The 15,576-nt window shown below is 42.3% G+C and carries 13 protein-coding genes and 1 tRNA gene; 1 reads left to right on the top strand and 13 read right to left on the bottom strand.

The annotated features are described in order from the left end of the window. From rpoN to QUF73_20430, 3 genes are all read right to left on the bottom strand, one after another. Window positions 1–1,332 carry an RNA polymerase factor sigma-54 gene (gene rpoN, locus QUF73_20440; protein ID MDM5228499.1) on the bottom strand — a complete coding sequence of 444 codons (1,332 nt, stop codon included), beginning with the start codon at window positions 1,330–1,332 and terminating at the stop codon, window positions 1–3. 465 nt (window positions 1,333–1,797) lie between these two features. Further along, window positions 1,798–2,973 (bottom strand): nucleoside transporter C-terminal domain-containing protein, encoded by a 1,176-nt coding sequence (locus QUF73_20435; GenBank protein MDM5228498.1) that lies wholly within the window; start codon window positions 2,971–2,973, stop codon window positions 1,798–1,800. Window positions 2,974–3,368: 395 nt separating this feature from the next. Further along, window positions 3,369–3,440: transfer RNA gene (locus QUF73_20430), tRNA-Arg, on the bottom strand. Between the two features lie 305 nt (window positions 3,441–3,745). Between QUF73_20430 and clpP the strand changes: the two genes are divergently transcribed. Then, window positions 3,746–4,351 (top strand): ATP-dependent Clp endopeptidase proteolytic subunit ClpP, encoded by a 606-nt coding sequence (clpP, locus tag QUF73_20425; GenBank protein ID MDM5228497.1) that lies wholly within the window; start codon window positions 3,746–3,748, stop codon window positions 4,349–4,351. A 43-nt stretch (window positions 4,352–4,394) separates the two neighbouring features. Here the strand turns inward: clpP and QUF73_20420 are convergent, their stop codons facing one another. The 10 genes from QUF73_20420 to dapA all read right to left on the bottom strand — a co-directional run bounded on the left by QUF73_20420 (window position 4,395) and on the right by dapA (window position 15,568). Then, window positions 4,395–4,652, bottom strand: coding sequence for an HPr family phosphocarrier protein (locus QUF73_20420; protein MDM5228496.1), 258 nt, complete (start codon window positions 4,650–4,652; stop codon window positions 4,395–4,397). 29 nt (window positions 4,653–4,681) lie between these two features. Beyond that, window positions 4,682–5,632, bottom strand: coding sequence for a DNA-binding protein WhiA (gene whiA, locus QUF73_20415; GenBank protein ID MDM5228495.1), 951 nt, complete (start codon window positions 5,630–5,632; stop codon window positions 4,682–4,684). A 118-nt stretch (window positions 5,633–5,750) separates the two neighbouring features. Further along, window positions 5,751–6,728, bottom strand: coding sequence for a YvcK family protein (locus tag QUF73_20410; protein ID MDM5228494.1), 978 nt, complete (start codon window positions 6,726–6,728; stop codon window positions 5,751–5,753). Beyond that, window positions 6,725–7,618, bottom strand: coding sequence for an RNase adapter RapZ (gene rapZ / locus QUF73_20405; protein MDM5228493.1), 894 nt, complete (start codon window positions 7,616–7,618; stop codon window positions 6,725–6,727). Before rapZ ends, QUF73_20410 begins: the two co-directional genes overlap by 4 nt. Before the next feature lie 28 nt (window positions 7,619–7,646). After that, window positions 7,647–8,105 carry an 8-oxo-dGTP diphosphatase gene (locus QUF73_20400; GenBank protein MDM5228492.1) on the bottom strand — a complete coding sequence of 153 codons (459 nt, stop codon included), beginning with the start codon at window positions 8,103–8,105 and terminating at the stop codon, window positions 7,647–7,649. 385 nt (window positions 8,106–8,490) lie between these two features. Further along, window positions 8,491–9,441, bottom strand: a complete 951-nt coding sequence (gene trxB, locus QUF73_20395; protein ID MDM5228491.1) for a thioredoxin-disulfide reductase — start codon at window positions 9,439–9,441, stop codon at window positions 8,491–8,493. A gap of 126 nt (window positions 9,442–9,567) precedes the next feature. Next, window positions 9,568–11,067 carry a tetratricopeptide repeat protein gene (locus QUF73_20390; GenBank protein MDM5228490.1) on the bottom strand — a complete coding sequence of 500 codons (1,500 nt, stop codon included), beginning with the start codon at window positions 11,065–11,067 and terminating at the stop codon, window positions 9,568–9,570. 464 nt (window positions 11,068–11,531) lie between these two features. Next, window positions 11,532–12,995 carry an alanine/glycine:cation symporter family protein gene (locus tag QUF73_20385; GenBank protein MDM5228489.1) on the bottom strand — a complete coding sequence of 488 codons (1,464 nt, stop codon included), beginning with the start codon at window positions 12,993–12,995 and terminating at the stop codon, window positions 11,532–11,534. 156 nt (window positions 12,996–13,151) lie between these two features. Then, entirely contained in the window at window positions 13,152–14,654 is a 1,503-nt protein-coding gene (locus QUF73_20380) for an aldehyde dehydrogenase family protein (protein MDM5228488.1), read from the bottom strand. 20 nt (window positions 14,655–14,674) lie between these two features. Beyond that, window positions 14,675–15,568 (bottom strand): 4-hydroxy-tetrahydrodipicolinate synthase, encoded by an 894-nt coding sequence (gene dapA, locus QUF73_20375; protein MDM5228487.1) that lies wholly within the window; start codon window positions 15,566–15,568, stop codon window positions 14,675–14,677. Between the last annotated feature and the right edge of the window lie 8 nt (window positions 15,569–15,576).

Below are 15,576 nucleotides of genomic sequence, written 5' to 3'. Positions count from 1 at the left end.
TCAGTCATACCTTTTCCGTTTCGATGATGATGGAATACCCAGCTGATCCCGATATTTTGCAATCGTCCTTCTGCTGACAACCATCCCCTCTTGTTCCTTCAGCAGCTTCACAAGCTCTTGATCGGATAAAGGCTTTTGCTTATTTTCCCCTTCAATCATTTTACTAATAATCGTCTTTACCTGCTGTGAAGACGTATTTTCATCGGAGGTTGTTTTGATCGTGCTTGAGAAGAACGATCTCAGCTCATACGTCCCATATGGGGTTTGTGCATATTTTTCCCGGACAGCACGGCTGACAGTTGATTCATGTATTTCAAGTTCATCTGATATTTCCTTCATAGTCATCGGCTTCAGATGAGAAGGTCCTTTTATAAAAAAGTCCTGCTGTTTTTCAACGATTTTAAGTGTCACATTTGCAAGTGTCTCTTTTCTCTGCTCGATGCTCCTCATGATCCATTGGTAATCCTGCTGCTTTTCCTGCAAAAAGCGGCTGACATTCCGGTCTCCAGTGGCCGAAAACTTTTTATAATAGCCTTCATTAAAACTGATTTTAGGAAGCACTTCATCAAAAACACTTACGGAAAAAGAGCTTCCATCCCACTGAATAATCACGTCCGGTGTTATATATGCGGATTTCTCGCTTTGAAAGGATGAAGCCGGTCTTGGATTCATGGTCTGCACGAGGTCGAATACCTCCTGAATCTCTTTTAGCTCCACACTGAGCTGCTTGGCAATCTCCTTCCATTTCTTTTCCGCAAAAAAGGTAAAGTAGTCATCTATAATGATTTCAGCCAGTTCATTTCTCTCTGGCAATCTCTTAATCTGCAGGGACAGGCACTCCTGAAGATTCCTAGCGCCAATGCCAGCAGGCTCGAGTTCCTGCAGCTCTTCAAGCATTTGCTCCACATTTTCAAGGGGCATCTGGAGAGTCCTGGCTGCTGTCTGCAGATCTGCACGTAAGTAACCGTTTTCATCAAGGCTCTCAATAAGATGCTCAATCACTTTTTGTTCGTCCTTGTTTAATTTCAAATGAAGCTGCGATTTCAAATATTCATCCAGCATCATCGTCTTTCCGCAGCCAATCTGCTCAATCCAATTTATTTTATCTTTTTCGACTTTTGTTCTCGTCAGTTTGACACGGTCATAACGGGGATCCATCGTCTTGACATGACCGGACTCTACTTTTAAAAGGGGATTATCAAGCGCTTTGCTTTCCAGGAATGCAGAGAGCTCCTGTGTGCTGTATTGCAGAAGGGCAATCGCCTGTGTCAGCTCCTGTGTCATTGTTAATTTCATTGTCTGCTGCTGCCATAACCCAGCTTTCAAATTCATCATACATTCCCCCTGTCCCCATTTTACAATATTCCCGGTAAATGTTGTATGGAAATATCTTGGCAAATGCCAATCGCACCGGCACTTCTCCATCTTTCTGAATACTTCACAATATGCATGGCAGAGGGGAGAATATTCATTTTTTATGGTGAAAACTGCGGATTTTATGGGTTTTTTTGAAATTCAGGCTTAAATCTCGGAAATTTTTTATGGCTGGATATATTTATGTGCGGATAAAGGAAATTTATTTGCGGATAAGGTCAATTTACTTGCGGATAAAATTTTTTATGTGCGCATAGGCCGAATTTATTTGCGGATAGCGTAAAAAGTAAAAACTCCCTGCCCATATCAGACAAGGAGTTTTGGCAGCGCCCTCACTATTAAAGATTCAGGGCTTTATTATAGATGACAGGCAGCATCGGCAATTTTTATAAGTCTCGAAACTGTGAATCGGCCCAACATTTATTAAAGGAACAAACCAACAATAGAGCCTGTTAAGACGCTGCCCATCGTAGCAACCAATAATACTTTCAGCCCCATTTTAGCGAACATGGAAGCCTTCTCCCCATTAATGGCTTGTACAGTCCCTAAGATAATACCGATTGAACTAAAGTTAGCAAAAGAGATTAGGAATGCTGACACAATCCCCACTGTTTTAGGACTCAAATCTGGAATCATCTCCGCAAAACCAAGCATTGCAACGAACTCATTAGCAGCAAGTTTTGTCCCCATTACTGACCCTGCTTGTACGATTTCAGAAGCAGGGATACCCATCATGAAAGCGACAGGTGCAAAGATATAACCCAGAATTTCTGTAAAAGTCATACCAATAACAGCGTCGAATCCTGCATTAATCATTGCGAGTAATGCTACATAAGTAATAAGCATAGCCCCAACAATAAGTGCAGTCCTTCCACCTAGCAAAGTCCAGTTTCCGATTGCCTCAAAAATAGATTTTTCTGGAATCATTTCTTTAATATCAATGTCTTCATCCTCTTCTTCAGGCACAGGACACACAATAGATGAAAGGATCAGTCCGCTAAAAATATTTATAGGAAGCGCTACAAGAACAAATTCTGCAGGAATCATCTGCATGTAGGCCCCTAGGATAGAGCAGGAAACGGCAACAAGAGAGCTTGTAGTAACAACGAACAATCGATTTGCCGATAACTTAGGGATCTGAGACTTAACTGATAATATAGCAGTAGTATCTCCGAACACCATAGAGTTAACAGCAACGAATGATTCAACCTTTGGCAAGCCTGTAATTTTAGCAACAAATCCACCTATGTATTTAATTGCTAATGGCAAGATGCGAGTGTAGGTTAGAATGCCCAGTAAACTGGTTACAAAGATAATCGCCATTAAAACGTTTATAAAAAAAGCATCTGTTCCGCCGATATCACCAAAAACAAAAGCTGTTCCTTCCTTCCCAAAAGACAGAACCTTATTAACACCATTAACAACTGCTTGTAAAGCTTGTTGACCTATTGAAGTATTTAACATAAAGAATGCTAAGCCTAACTGAATAATCATCATAACTCCAATACCTTTGAAGTTAACCCTCTTCTTATCGTTACTCATCATATATGCTATACATATTAATAAGACAATTCCTGCAATCGCAGTCAAAAGACCAATCATTATAAATTCCTCCTATAGAATTAACTCCAATGAACAAATAAATGTCACGAGTAAGCATCATAATATTTGGGAGTGCCCCCCAGTTAAAATCGGATTTCCTGCTGTCCTCATTCTCCCCTTTTGTTTTTCACATTAAACTTATTGTTAAATGTAAAACATGGATAATACAGGGAAAATCAGTAATTGAAATGAATTTCTAGAATTTACTCCTGTGACTTTCTTGAAGTTGTCTGTAACCCTCCAAAATTGCATCACACCCTTCAGAAACCCTGCGGTAAGATCCTATATATTCGCAGCCTGGCTTCAGCTATTATTAAATAACATCCGAAAATAAGACAAATAAAAAAAGGATCGTATTTATTGGAAAATCAATAAATACAATCCTTTAATGACGCCCTCGGCAGGAATCGAACCCACATCTTAAGAACCGGAATCTCACGTGCTATCCGTTGCACCACGAGGGCAAATATTTTGATAGATGGCTGACCAAGCGCTCAGCCGCTACGATAACTAATTATATGATATGTTTATTCACTTTGCAAGCCTCCTTTTAGTTTAAAAATTGGAACAATGGGTATCATGGAATGAGATAGCACAGCACAGAAAAATGTGTCGAACGAATCAAACACGATTTCCATGCGATTCGTTTGACCTTAATTGACCATCAGTGTATCATGATAATACATAGGAGTTAAAAAATTTTCTTTACTTGGAAGAACATGCTTGTTCATCTTGTATGTTGACCTTATCTTGAAGGAGGAATTGGAAAATGAACTTAATCCCTACAGTTATTGAACAAACAAACCGCGGGGAGCGCGCTTATGATATTTACTCCCGCCTTTTAAAAGACCGCATCATTATGCTGGGAAGCGCAATCGATGACAATGTGGCAAACTCAATTGTTGCCCAGCTTTTATTCCTTGAAGCAGAAAATCCTGAAAAAGACATTTCCATTTACATTAATAGCCCGGGCGGAAGCATTACGGCTGGTATGGCTATTTATGATACGATGCAATTCATCAAGCCGAAGGTACAAACCATTTGTATCGGTATGGCAGCATCTATGGGTGCATTCCTTCTTGCTGCTGGTGAGAAAGGCAAGCGTTTTGCCCTTCCAAACAGTGAAGTCATGATTCATCAGCCGCTGGGCGGAGCTCAGGGACAGGCGACTGAAATCGAAATCGCTGCAAAGCGCATTCTTTTCCTTCGCGAAAAATTAAACACCATTCTATCAGAGCGCACTGGACAGCCGCTTGAAGTCATCGCGAGAGACACTGACCGCGATAACTTTATGACAGCTGAAAGAGCTCTCGAATACGGTTTGGTTGACCAAATCATATCCAGAAATTCTTTGGATAAGAAAAAGGATAAATAATAAGTGTAAAAAAACAACTCGCATCTTCCCGATGCGAGTTGTTTTAGTTTTCCTTCTGAATATAGTTTGACAGTGATTCAAGAGCTTCGTTTTCGTCGTTCCCCTCAGCCCTGAGGGTAATAACTGATCCTGAGCTTACAGCCAGACTCATTAGCCCCATTATGCTTTTCGCATTTACCTTCTTTCCGTCTTTCTCCAGAAAAATATCGGATGAGAACCGATTGGCCTCCTGTACGAACAGTGCCGCCGGACGTGCCTGTAATCCTGTTTTCAGCTTAACTTTAACCTGTTTTTCCGCCATTATATATCTCCTCCCTGCTGATACCTCTGTCAGTGAGCATCTATTGTGTCGCCCGCCCGGAGTTTCTCAGCGATTTCATCTATTTTTCTTAATCTGTGATTAATACCTGATTTACTGATATTTCCGCCTGAGACCATTTCCCCGAGCTCTTTTAAGGTGACATCCTGGTAAGCTACACGCAATTCGGCAATTTCCCTCAGTTTGTCAGGCAAAACCTGAAGTCCGACAGTTTGATCGATGAACCGGATATTTTCCACCTGACGCAAGGCAGCTCCGATTGTTTTGTTTAAGTTCGCTGTTTCACAATTTACGAGTCGATTGACCGAGTTTCGCATATCGCGGACAATCCGGATGTCTTCAAATCGGAGCAGAGCAGCGTGTGCTCCGATAATATTGAGGAACTCCGTTATTTTTTCGGCTTCCTTTAAATAAGTGATATAGCCTTTTTTCCGTTCAAGCGTTTTGCTGTTCAGCCCGAACGTATTCATCAGTTCACAAAGGGAGTCATTATGCTCCTTGTAAAGTGAAGAGATCTCTAGATGATAGGAGGAGGTCTCCGGATTATTAACCGATCCCCCGGCAAGGAATGCACCGCGCAGATAAGAACGCTTACAGCATTTCTTTTTTATGAGCTCATTGGAGATATCGTGTGTAAATACGAATCCCTCGCTTAAAATTTTCAGATCATCAAGAATTATGCTGGCCTGTTCCGTTAGCCTGACAATATAAACATTGTTCTTTTTCAGCCGCATTTTTTTCCGGACCAGGAGCTCAACCTGAACGTTGTAATTCCTTTTAATCAGTGTGTAAATCCTTCTTGCGATTGCTGCATTCTCCGTCTGAATATCCACAATCAATTTCCGGCTGGAAAAAGAAAGTGAACCATTCATCCTGATCAAGGCGGACAATTCCGCTTTGCCGCAGCAGTCTTTTATTTCCAGGTTCGTCAATTCTTTTTTCGTTTCCGAAGCGAAAGACATCCCTTCACCCCCTATCCGTAAAAGCGCTAAGCCAGTGGTATATAAAAAGATATTCTTCACTGAGCAAACGTATGCACAGTTTATTTTTTACCGGCAAAAGCCCTTTCACACCTGTATATTACGCATTAAAACGCCTATTGGTTTCATGTAAAAGCAAATTATATAACATTTGGGCAACTTCTTTTGTATCATGGCGAATGATCCCGCCTTCGTGGCTGACAATTTCACCGTGCATAATTTCAAGGCCCAGTTCGGTAAGAGCACCTGTATCATACACAACAGGCTTTGCCATTTCCTCGCTGTACCGCTCCTGAATATGGGGAGGAATTTCTTCATTGTTTACCAGAATGGTATTGATAAAAGCACAGCCCATATGATCATACAGTGCTTTTACATGATCACTTGCCGTATAATCGAGTGTCTCTCCTGCCTGTGTCATTAAATTGCATATATACACCTTTTTCGCTTTCGAATGACAGACCTCACGTCCCAGCCTAGGGACAAGCAGATTTGGAAGAATACTGGTATATAAACTGCCAGGCCCGATGATGATCATATCAGCCTGTCTGATAGCCTGCAGTGATTCAGTCAGGGCTTTAATATTTTTAGGGGTTAAAAATACCCGCTTAATTTTTTTACCAGAATAAGGAATTTTTGATTCTCCCGATACTATGGTCCCGTCTTCCATTTCAGCATGAAGGACCACACTCTGATTAGCAGCCGGCAACACCTTGCCCCTTACGTTTAACACCTTGCTCATTTCCTGAATCGCATGAACAAAGTTTCCTGTAATCGAGGTCATTGCCGCGAGAATTAAATTGCCAAGCGAATGCCCGGATAACTCATTGGATGTCGCAAAGCGGTGCTGGAACATCTCCTCAATGAGCGGCTCCACGTCTGAAAGAGCTGCCAGCACATTGCGGATGTCACCGGGAGGCGGAATATGAAGATCATTTCTCAATCTTCCTGAACTGCCGCCATCATCGGCAACTGTCACAATGGCAGTTATATCAACAAGGTATTGTTTTAATCCCCTTAAGAGGACAGGGAGCCCTGTTCCTCCTCCGATGATGACGATTCTTGGCTGTCGGTTCATTTGATGTTTTCCTTTCTCCTCTGGATGTCACGGTGCGTGATTGCCGTATGGTAATCCTTGCTGTAAAAGTCAGCGATATATTCTGTCAGCGCTACCGAACGATGCTGGCCTCCTGTACAGCCGATTGCAACGACCAATTGAGCCTTCCCTTCCCGTTTATAATGCGGAAGCATAAAGCTCAGCAGCTCCGTAACCTTTTCGAGAAATTTACTAGTTTCGGTCCATTTCAGCACATAGCTGGATACCTCTTCATCTAACCCTGTCTTCGGCCTCATATGCTCAATATAATGCGGATTCGGAAGGAACCGGACATCGAATACCAGGTCGGCATCAATTGGAATTCCATGCTTAAAGCCAAAAGACATGACGTTAACCGTAAATATTGTTTTTTTATTCAATGAGAATTCCGTTAGAATTTTCTCGCGCAATTCCCTCGGCTTCATTTGCGATGTGTTATAAATAAGCTGGGCCCTGCCTTTTAATTCTTCGAGCAGCTCCCGTTCAAGCTTTATGCCTTCAAGAGGCAATCCTGCTGGTGCAAGGGGATGGAATCGTCTTGTTTCTTTATATCTTCTGACAAGTGTCGAATCATCTGCATCAAGATATAAAATTTGCGGGGTGACCCAGGATGTTTCGGATAATTCATCCAGCGCCTTAAATAAGTGGTCAAAAAACTCACGGCCGCGCAAATCCATCACCAATGCCACCTTATTCATTTTATTCCCTGATTCCTTCATAAGTTCAAGGAATTTCGGCAGCAGCGTCGGCGGCAAATTATCTACACAGAAGAAGCCAAGATCTTCAAAGCTTTGGATGGCTACTGTTTTCCCTGCCCCTGACATTCCCGTAATTATCACCATTTGAGTATCATTAACTGCACCCGTACTCATTTATAATTTCCCCCTGTTTCTGTCAAATTCAGCTTGGATCCAGCCTGTAACTAAGCAGTTCAAAATCTGACGTATACGTAAACGTTCCATAAATCATGCCTTGTCCATGAATCATATACTCCAAAATATGTGAATCTCCGGCAGCCATCGGCAGATTCTTAATCTCTGAAAACGGATGCCAGCGAAGCTTGCCTTCCTCTGATTCATCCAAGTTCAGCCCATCAGAAGCTGTTGCCAGAAAAGTAAACATCATCCACTCCTGTACGGCCTTATCGCCATCCTTCATGATGAACGTAAAAATGCCTTTAATATTCGGATTGCGCAGATAGATGCCTGTTTCTTCCCTGAACTCACGAATGCACGAGTCCCTCACTGATTCACCAGGCTCCATCTTTCCGCCCGGAGCCACCCACCAGCCTCTTCTCGGCTTTTGTAAAAGCAATACTTTATCGTCTTTAAGTAACACACAGTTCGTGACTCGCTGCAACACATTTCACCTCTAATTTCCGAAATCATACCGCCGCCGCCTTTTCATGAAATCGCTTAAAATAATGGCTGGCTAACGTTCTTTTCTTATTCATTTCATTATACTATTTTTGTCTTAGAGCCACAATGAATACAGATTTCCAAAAAACATTCTTCAAAAGTTACAGTATTTTATGCAAAAAAAGAGCACAGGCATATGCCTGTGCTTTGAAAAGGATTATATCTTTAAAAGGGGGTCAATTTCTACTCCTATACTACCCGAAATTTATTTCATCAAGGTTACAGGAGAATTAAAACCACATGACTTTTTGTAAATCTTTTCAACCGGTGGCTATTTTTTCTAAAATAAAAGGCATACAGTCCATAGGACCATATGCCTGCTCACATTATTTTCTCGCTTTAAGGCTTTCTTGTAATTCTTCCACATAGTGCTGGGCGCTTTGCGCTGCGATGCTTCCATCACCTGTAGCTGTAACGATCTGGCGAAGGGATTTTTCGCGGATATCCCCAGCTGCAAAAATGCCTTCCACCTTTGTTTCCATTCGGTCGTTTGTTTCAATATAGCCATTGCTGTTCGTAATGCCGAGGCTTTCAAATGGTTTGGAAAGAGGGACCATGCCGATATAGATGAAGACACCATCTGCCTTGAATTCTCTTTCTTCACCGGTTTCAGCAGACACAAGCGTTACGCTGCCTACTTTTCCGTCCTTATCATTGACTTCCTTCACTGTAGTGTTCCAGATAAAGTCGATTTTTTCATTATCAAACGCACGCTGCTGCAGGATTGCCTGCGCACGAAGCTGGTCCCGTCTATGAACGATTGTCACTTTAGAGGCGAAACGGGTCAAATATACACCTTCTTCAACAGCAGAGTCACCGCCGCCGACAACAACAAGCTCTTTGCCTTTAAAGAATGCTCCATCACAGACCGCACAATAGGATACACCGCGTCCGCCAAGCTCTTTTTCACCAGGAATGCCAAGCTTTTTGTACTCCGCACCAGCAGAAATAATCACAGAGCGTGCTTTATATTGCTTCGATCCCGCAACAACCGTTTTGTATTCCTCGCCGTCAATGATTTCTTTAATATCTCCATACGCATATTCAGCGCCAAATTTCTTCGCATGATCGAACATTTTGGTGGATAAATCCGGCCCTAAAATATGGTCAAAACCAGGATAGTTTTCCACTTCTTCTGTATTGGCCATTTGTCCGCCCGGAACACCGCGTTCAATCATTAGAGTAGACAGATTTGCACGAGATGTATATACAGCAGCAGTCATCCCTGCCGGCCCTGCGCCAGCGATAATGACGTCATAAATTTTTTCTTCAGTCACAGCGATTCACTCCTTCAGTAATCAGAATTCCAGTATTTTACTAAACCACTCTATAAATACGTATTATAGTATGACCTTCTTACTGTTATCCTATAAAATTGGCGCGTGTTTCGTCCAAACATCTGCTCACTGAAGGCGGTCGTTCACCGATTTTACATATTTGCCCATCGTCGAAGCGGAAATGCCGTATCTCCCTGCAATTTTTGATTGGGAAACCTTTTCGTTTCGAAGCTTATGCCAGACATACTCAATTGCTGCAGCCCAGGCCTTTTTGTTTTTTATATTCTGCCGGTTATTTGTCAATTCAGCAAAAATAGTAAACCACATTAAATATAGTCCGGCTTCCACCGTGCCAATCGGATGGTAGTTTTCATAAAACAGTTCAGCTGTCTCATGCGCAGCCTGAACCTGGGCAGGCGCTTCCTGGTCAGTTTTCACAAAAGAAAGATATTCCTTCTCCATAGCTGAAAACTTATCGTTTCGTACAATTGCTTCAGACGTCAAAATTTCATCTCTTCTGCTGGATACTGACGTAAGGAAAAGGCCGAATAGCCGCTCCTCGATATAGTCGCTTTCCAGCTTTTTTAAAATGGATGAATAATGGTCTTCAAAGCCGCTGCTGGTAACCTTTTCATCGTTCCAGGGCTCAAAGCCTTCTTTTTCAGGATTAATCTCGATTGCTTTCTTCCATGCCGATTTCGCCATCTCTTCCCGGCCCGTAAAATAGGCTGAATAAGAAAGCCAGTAATAAAATGGTCCGTCCCCTTCAAAGCCTTTCTTTTGAAGCTTACGAAGCCATGCAAAGGCAGCCTCATACTCGCCGGTCAAAGCAAAAGTGGCACCAAGCTTGAACTGATGTTCAATGGAGAGCGGCTTGATTTTTTTCAGAGCCTCTTTCAACAAGCGCACCTGCCTGACATCCCGCTCGTAAAAAGCAAAGACAAGCTTGTTGCACAGAGCGTGGAGATTGCCCGGATTTTCTTCCAGCACCTTCTCTAAAATATCTGATGCCTTTTGCACTTCTCCAAGGTAAAAATACGCCAGGGCCAAATTGTTATATGCGGACCAGTACTCCGGATACTCATCAATAACAGAGTTCAGGATTTCAACCGCTTTTGGAAAATGGCCGGACTCCAGCAATTCCCGTGCATGTTCCTGCTTCGTAATCAGGTCATCCTGCTCGTAAAGCTCGTCATCCAAATCTTCCGCCTCAAGCGTCAGCAGTTCCAGCAGATCCTCTGTATCTTCTGTAAACTCTCCGTCCCGATCCAAATCCAGATACGTATTTGCATGTGTGTAAGCATCTTTGAAAAGGCCCATATGAGCATAGTTGTTGGCAAGGAAATAATGGCATTCCACCATATCCTCATCAAGCTCCTCCAATATCATATGAAGCAGCTGATTCGACTCCTGATACTCACCCATTTCTGAATGAACAATCGCAAGCTGGCAGATAATCATCGGTTCACCCGGCTCAAGCTGCATCGCCCGCATTAAATATTTCTTTGCTTTATGAAAATCCCTGCGGTGGTACGCCTTAATCCCTTTGGAAAAATAGTACTCACCATTCGGGATAAATGACAGTAACTTCCCCTTTTGGTGTCTAGCTTTAGAGTCTTTACTCATGAAATCCTCCATAAATGTTAGTAACTAAAGTAGTATATCACACGAACAAGCCTGTGGAGAAGGGAAGAAATGACAATACGATTTCCAATCGCAATTTTTTAATGGAAATCTTATCGCGGTTATATTTTAAAGGGTTGTTGCGGTGATTTAATAGGGGAGTTAAATTCGGAGATAAACTGGCAGTTTGGAGGCGGGTGAGAGCGGCAGCCTTTGTTGGTGCCGGTGTGGGGGAGGGAATCGAATAACCTTCTGGATATATGAGGAGGTTTCAGGTGAAGGAGTCCTTATTCGTAATCGGAATCTGTAAGTGGGGTTAGCTGCAGAAAATAAAGATGGTGACAGCCTGGAGTATTGGCGGTTTCCTAATTTCGGCTCCAGTAGTTGGTGAAGAGGCTGCCACCACATGCAATATGGATTTTAGATATAAAAGCGGGAAGTGTTCTCTGTTTCCGGCTGCATTTCTCTTATATTACCTTCTTGCCTTTTGAATTGCTTTCTTTCACTTTCTCCTCCCAAAAATCAGCACCTTTAATGCCAAGTTTAACAGGATCGAAGACTGGTTCAATGCCCGCTTTCTTCTGTTCTTCATAATCTTTAAACACTTTTAAGGCTGTTTTAGTCAGGAATAGAATAGCGACTAAGTTTAGCCAGGCCATACTTCCGAAGCCAAAGTCTCCGAGCGCCCATAATAGGGATGCGTTTTCGACACTTCCTAAGTAGATCATTCCTAAGAACAGAATCATTAAGCCTGCTTTTAGCCATTTTAGATTTCTCTTTCCGCCGAGGTAAACGAGGGTTGTTTCAGAAATATAGTAGTAAGCCATCAGAGTTGTAAAGGCAAAGAAGAATATAGCAATTGCAACGAACATACCGCCAAATCCAGGTATAACGCTCTCAACGGCCGCCTGTGTCCACATTGGTCCAGCTTCAACACCAGGGATGTTGTCAACTATCGGCTGCTTTCCTTCTGGTGTAACGCTGTACATGCCGGTGATTAGAATCATAAGTGCAGTAGCTGTACAAACAATGATGGTATCAATATAGACCGAGAACGCTTGAACAAGACCTTGTTTTGCCGGATGGGATACATCTGCTGCTGCTGAACTATAGGTTCCTTCCCCCACACCAGCAACGTTAGAGAATACTGCTCTCTTAACGCCCCATGCAATCGCTGCACCGATAATACCCCCAAACATTTCATTTGCACCAAATGCACTTGAAATAATCAGCCAAAGCATTGCTGGAATCTCTGCTGCGTTTGCAAATAAAAGAACGAAAGTAATAACCACATACCCTAAAGCCATAAAAGGTACAACTTTTTCCGCAACAGTAGCAATTCGCTTGACGCCGCCAAAAGTAATGATGCCAAGTAATACAACAAGAATGATTCCAGAGATGCTTTTATTAAGGCCAATTGTGTTTTCGAACCCAACAGCAATCGTATTGGCCTGAATACCTGGAACTAAAACTCCGTAACAGAGGGTTACAACAATCGCAACAAACACCCCGAACCATTTCATATTTAAACCTTTTTCAATAAAATAAGGAGTTCCGCCCCGGTATTGATTACCGTCTTTTACTTTATAGACCTGAGCAAGAGTGGATTCAATAAAGGCACTTGCTCCTCCTAATAAAGCCATGATCCACATCCAGAAAACCGCTCCCGGACCGCCAAATGCAATCGCAGTAGCAACCCCTGCGATATTTCCAATACCGACCCGGCCAGCTAAAGCCATTGAAAATGCCTGGAAAGAGGACACACCCGATTCTGGGTTACCCTTTTCAAAAAGAAGTTTAATCATTTCCTTAAAATATCTAAATTGCACAAAACGTGTCATAATGGAAAAGAACAATCCAGCACCAAGCGCGAACGCTACCAGCCCAAGACTCCAAACCATACCCGACGCTTTATTCACTAATTCTTCCATATTATCCCACCTATTCAAACTTTAAGTAGATAGTTCCAATTTTTATTTATAATATTAATAATATTCAGATATATAAATGCGTAAAATGGGACATTGTAACAAAACGCTGTCCCACTCCCATCCAATAGTACACAGGATGGATTGTCCAATTGTTCCTTATAATTGCTCATCATGCTTGATGTTAACAAATACACTTTTCACTTCCGTATAGTTTTGCAAGCCGTATTCTCCACCCATTTCGCGGCCAATTCCTGATTGTTTGTAGCCGCCGAATGGCATAGTTTCCCATTCAAGACCAAAATCATTAATCCAGACTGTACCTGATTGCAGCTTGCTTGCAATATAATGTCCCTTTTTCATACTTTCTGTCCAGATACTTGCAGCTAAGCCATAGTCACTATCGTTCGCCCGCTTAATAACCTCATCAATCGTATCAAAAACGAAAATGGACATGACTGGACCAAAAATTTCTTCACGAGCAATAACCATATGATCTTGTACATCAGCAAAAATGGTTGGCTGTACAAAATATCCTTTTTCAAATCCTTTTTCGCCCCCTGCCACGAGGCGCGCCCCTTCTTTCTTCCCTTGTTCAATATAATTAAGAACAGTTTGGTGCTGTTTTGCTGAAACAAGCGGGCCCATTTCCGTTTCGGGGTTCATTCCATCACCTAACTTCATTGCTTTCGCCCGTTCTGCTAAGGCCTTTACTACATGATCATATATGTTTCTCTGTACAAATACACGGGTACAAGCACTGCAGTTTTGCCCATGATTGTACATCGTTCCGTTATATACCCCTTCAATTGCTTCCTCAAGATTAGCATCTTCTAAGACAATGGCTGGCGATTTTCCGCCAAGCTCCAGCGTAACACCTTTAATTTGATCTGCAGCTTTTTTCATTACTTCTTTCCCTACAGCAGTTGATCCTGTGAATGCTATCTTATCGACATCTTTATGTGCAGTAATTGCTTCTCCCGCAATCCTGCCCGTTCCTGGCACAATATTCACGACACCATCTGGGAACCCAGCTTCTTTAAATAGCTTTCCTGCGTAGAGAAGAGATAATGGTGTTTCAGCTGCCGGTTTAATCACAACCGTACAGCCGACTGCAAGTGCAGATCCGAGCTTCCAGGCAGCCATGGCGAGCGGAAAGTTCCATGGAATAATTTGTCCTACAACCCCAACCGGCTCGTGTACAGTATAGGTTACATAATTCTTTGAAACCTGAGTTGTCTTACCAAATATTTTTGTGGCCCAGCCTGCGTAATATCTAAAATGCTGGATTGTTCCGTCGACATCATCTGCCAAGGCGATCTTGTAGGGCTTTCCGTTATCCAATGATTCCAGTTGTGCAAGTTCCTCTCGATTTTCTTCTAAGAGATCCGCAAATTTATAGATTAGATGAGAGCGTTCAGCGGCATCCATTTTTGTCCATTGGCCTTCATCAAATGCTTTTCTTGCAGCAGCTACCGCAGCGTTAATATCTTCCTCTTGCGCTTCACTTACATCTGCAATGACCTCTTCGTTTGCAGGATTAACGACGGGAAACGTTTTACCACTAATCGCCGGTACATAGTTACCGTTAATGTATAATCCTTTCACACCTTCCAAGAATTCTTTAACTTTTGGTTTCAAATTGTAATTTGTCGCTTGCATGTTCTCACTCCTCCACTACTTTAGTTTTTTACTGTCTCTAAGCTTGCAAGCAGGTCTTTTAGCTTTTGATCCTCCTCAGGTGATAGGCCTAAACGAGGGTAACGCGCAGGTCCTCCAGCCTGGCCAGTTAATTCCATGGCTCTCTTCACAATTTGCACATACTTTCCAGATCCTTCAAGGAACGCGCATAGTGGTAAAATACGATCATTGATAGACCAAGCTTCTTCAAACTCACCGTTTTGAAAATGGGTATACATGTCTGTAACTAGCTTTGGAACGATATTTCCTGCAACAGAAATCCACCCAGTTGCTCCAACTAAGTAAGACTCCATTACAAGCTCTTCAGCACCGCAGAATACTTCAAAGTCTCCTTTTCCTTTTCTTGCAAGATCTCTTACCTTGCCAATTTCACCGCTTGATTCCTTAATATGAGTCACATTTTCACAATCCTTGCCAATCTGAAGCATTAAATCTGCGCTCATATTAACGCCAGAAGTAAATGGGTTGTTATAAAGCATGATTGGAAGATTGACACTACTGGATACTTCTTTGAAATGATGGTAGATTTCATTATCCTTTGGCTTCATGTAATAAGGGTTAATGATTAGAGCACCATCCGCTCCGTGCACTTCGGCTTGCTTTGTATACTCGATTGTTTCCCTTGTTGTTTCAGCAGCAGTTCCCACAATAACAGGGATGCGGCCGCCTGCTTCCTTCATAACAATTTCTACCATCTGGTATTTTTCTTCTCTTGATAGACTGACAAATTCACCAGTACTCCCATTGATGACGATACCTGCCACACCTTGATCCACAAAATAATTAACATTATTCTTTACTCCGCCCCAATCAATTTCCTGCTCCTGTGTCATTGGTGTAATTAATACTGGATAAGCTCCTCTAATTGTCGTCATGTTAATTT

The sequence above is a fragment of the Cytobacillus sp. NJ13 genome (assembly GCA_030348385.1).
Lineage (GTDB): Bacteria > Bacillota > Bacilli > Bacillales > Cytobacillaceae > Cytobacillus.
This window is presented reverse-complemented; position numbering and strand designations above follow the sequence as displayed.